The organism is Candidatus Woesearchaeota archaeon, assembly GCA_020854775.1.
In the GTDB taxonomy this organism is placed as follows: Archaea; Nanobdellota; Nanobdellia; order Woesearchaeales; family 21-14-0-10-32-9; genus 21-14-0-10-32-9.
Genome location: JAHKLZ010000051.1, coordinates 1 through 2,591, shown reverse-complemented (window position 1 = coordinate 2,591; position 2,591 = coordinate 1). Strand labels below are relative to the sequence as shown.

Annotated in this window: 5 protein-coding genes; 4 read left to right on the top strand and 1 reads right to left on the bottom strand. The window is 32.8% G+C overall.

From position 1 onward, the window contains the following. On the top strand, positions 1-204 hold a 204-nt coding region (locus KO361_06285), incomplete at its 5' end, for a [FeFe] hydrogenase H-cluster radical SAM maturase HydE (protein MCC7575172.1). A 115-nt stretch (positions 205-319) separates the two neighbouring features. On the opposite strand, the gene KO361_06280 is transcribed toward KO361_06285, so the two are convergent. Further along, entirely contained in the window at positions 320-493 is a 174-nt protein-coding gene (locus KO361_06280; GenBank protein ID MCC7575171.1) for a hypothetical protein, read from the bottom strand. Positions 494-664: 171 nt separating this feature from the next. On the opposite strand from KO361_06280, the gene KO361_06275 reads away from it, so the two are divergent. The 3 genes from KO361_06275 to KO361_06265 all read left to right on the top strand — a co-directional run bounded on the left by KO361_06275 (position 665) and on the right by KO361_06265 (position 2,506). After that, positions 665-1,246, top strand: a complete 582-nt coding sequence (locus tag KO361_06275) for a hypothetical protein (protein ID MCC7575170.1) — start codon at positions 665-667, stop codon at positions 1,244-1,246. 112 nt (positions 1,247-1,358) lie between these two features. Further along, a complete protein-coding gene (locus KO361_06270) occupies positions 1,359-1,859 on the top strand; it encodes a hypothetical protein (protein MCC7575169.1) in 501 nt (166 codons plus the stop codon). Positions 1,860-1,876: 17 nt separating this feature from the next. Next, positions 1,877-2,506, top strand: coding sequence for a hypothetical protein (locus tag KO361_06265; protein MCC7575168.1), 630 nt, complete (start codon positions 1,877-1,879; stop codon positions 2,504-2,506). Positions 2,507-2,591: the final 85 nt, after the last annotated feature.

The following is a 2,591-nucleotide window of genomic DNA, read 5'->3' as shown; positions in this document are numbered from 1 at the left end:
ATGCCAAATATAACCCCGCAATCATACCGGAAAAATTACAATTTATATGATAATAAACCCTGTATTGCCGAAAGCCCGGTTGAATGTCAAAGTTGTACGGTAGCCAGAATAAACCTGGCAAATGGCAAAGTTGCTTTTGGAGAAGCAGGTGACGCTAAGCATTATTTACATAGAATGAATCGGAGAAATGAAATTTTAATATAATGAATTTTCGCATGTTAAAAAAAATGATTCATATTACATTTGCCGTGTTTTTCACCTTAACTATCACAGGGGTGACCATACAGGAGAACTTTTGTAACAGCAAACTACTTTCAATTTATTTTGATAAAACCTCTGAAAAATGTTGTGATACTCCTTGTTCCGGTTGCCATACAAAGGTTATTTCATTTAAAATAGTCGATACCTTTTTTAATGCCTCAAAAAAAATTAGCAATAAAGTAAAGCCAATCATTAACTGCCCATTTTTAACATGTGGTAATGAGAATTTCATCTTAAATATAAACCGACAAAAAATTCATAACCATTTAAATACATTTTCAACACCTAAGTTTGCTTTAAACAGGGCACAACTACAGGTGTTTTTGTGCTGAGATAGTATTTAATTCCTCCCAAAAGCAAAATATTAAAATAACAATTTAGGTTTCAATTAAATATTATCAATATGAAAACATATAATTTTAAAATAATAATAGCAGCATTTTTTGCTGTAATGGGGCTAACTGTAAGCGCACAAAAATGTGGGGTTTACAAAACCTATGAAGATTACACAAATGGCAAAATGGAAGTTTCAATTAACTGTGCAACAAAAGACGGAAAAATAAAACCAAACAATTTTTTCAAAAAAGATTACGTAACAGTAATTAAAAATGGTGAAAAAACTGATTTGAATAAGGACGAAATATTTGGTTATCAACTTTGCAATGGAGAATTTTTCCGTTTTTTTAATAATGACCGCTTAACTTTGGCAGATAAAAGTGGTTTATGGATTTACACCAGAGAAGAAGTAGTATCTCATTCTCCATTTACAGGCACAAAAAAAAGAACAAAATACTATTTCAGCAAAGACGGAAGTGGGGAAATTAAAAGCCTGACATTTAGCAACCTTAAGGATGTTATTCCCGCTGACGACCCACTTTATTCTGAAATGGAATTGTTGTTTAGTTCAAATTCAGCCTTACATGCATACAACCAGTCAAGTGGTTCATATAAAATCAATTCCTTTCTGAATAGCAAAGGATTGTAACAGATTTAGATGCTTTTTTTGAAGGCAGGCAAGGCAACTTGCCCGCTTTCAGAAAAGCGAAATCAAACAAAAAATTCGCATACAATAACTTAAAATTTATAAAAAAAGTAAAATGAACAAGATATTAAATGTAATCAAAGCAACAGTCTTGATTTTTGGTGTATCAATTGCGAACATCTATGCGCAGGAAACAGAAAAAATTATTGGAACAGTCGGTGGTGAAAAATTAGGTGACGACGGAATTGTAATATGTGTTTTAGGAACACAGGCTTGCATGCCGGTTCAGATAGACAAAAACATGACTGTTAAATACAACGGGGAGGAAACAAAATTGACAGATTTACCTTTTGCCCTCTATATAGAAGCTGAACTTAATGATAATAATAAAATCACTACAATTAAAATTGATGAAAGAAAAACCGTAATCTGTTTTGTTGAGCATAAAGAAGGTGATAACGAGAAATTGACGACTTTGTTAAACGGAATTAAAGGTGTTGAAGATTTTAAGTTATATCGTAAATCGAACCAGGTACTGATTGAATACAATCCAAAACAAATTGCGTATAGCGAATTGGAGGCAAAAGTTAAAAATGCAGGATTTATATTGGAATAAAATAGGAGGATAGAAAAATGAAACGAAATAAATTATTTACTGGCATGAAAAATACAAAAGTTATTTTTTTAATGGTAGCAGTAGTTGGATTCCTTTTTTATTCATGTAACAAGGAAGAAGAAACACCCTTGGATAATACTTTAGCTTCCAGCGTAATCGGCACATATACAGGTACTCTTAAGAGTACAGCTACTAATCAGTCCAGTCCGGCGACATTAAATGTAACGCTAATAAACGATAGCTTAGTTAGTATGCATTGTTTGTCCTACAATTTTGATTCAACCTTTACAATGCAACTATACCAAAACTATGACAGCATTATGGTGTGTTATACCGGACAAGATTTTTTTGCTGAATATGGACATAATCGCAATAATTATGATTTTTGCACAAACCGCCAATCCGGTTGGACAAATAACGCCTGGATGAACGATGGCAATTGCTGGGGAAATATGAATCAAGGTTGGGGCAACAGCAACTGGGCGGGAACTGACCAATGGAACGCCTGGACCAATCACATGAATACCCAACACAATCAAAATGACAATCATTTTGGGGGATTTAATCCAAAAATGAATTCATGTATTTTCAAATTTACAATTCAGAACAATTCCAATTATTTTGAAGTATTTGAAGGAGTCAAGTAATTAAAGATGTGGGTAGTACAGCAATTGAAGTTGTAAAGATAAATCCCGTAAGGTTATTAAACATTTTTATGTAAATTTGGGGTAT